At 34.6% G+C, this 419-nt stretch carries 1 protein-coding gene; it reads left to right on the top strand.

Features of this window, described 5'->3' with window-relative positions; translation table 11 throughout:
* The coding region (locus tag C1I98_RS46765; RefSeq protein WP_199537611.1) for a site-2 protease family protein at positions 1-419 on the top strand (419 nt) is incomplete at both ends.

Raw genomic sequence — 419 nt, 5'->3', positions numbered from 1 at the left:
AAGTATGTTCTCGGATTCCAACCAGCGAGTGAACATACACTCTTCAAACCAATTGTATATGGATTTAAAAGCTTTTTAATCGGTAGTACTTATATTTTTTCAGCTGTAGTAGGTATGTTGGCTAGTATATTTACGGGCGGATTCTCGTTTGATATGTTAAATGGTCCGGTTGGTATTTATCATAACGTCGACTCAGTTGTTAAAGCGGGTATCATTAGCTTAATTGGATACACTGCGTTATTAAGTGTAAACTTAGGTATTATGAATTTAATTCCTATTCCTGCACTAGACGGTGGTCGTATTTTATTTGTTATATATGAAGCGATTTTCAGAAAACCAGTTAATAAAAAAGCGGAAACAACGATTATCGCTATTGGTGCCATTTTCATGGTCGTTATTATGATATTAGTAACGTGGAA

Origin of the sequence: Spongiactinospora gelatinilytica (assembly GCF_003236385.1) — a bacterium.
Taxonomy (GTDB): Bacteria; Actinomycetota; Actinomycetes; order Streptosporangiales; family Streptosporangiaceae; genus Spongiactinospora; species Spongiactinospora gelatinilytica.
This window is presented reverse-complemented; position numbering and strand designations above follow the sequence as displayed.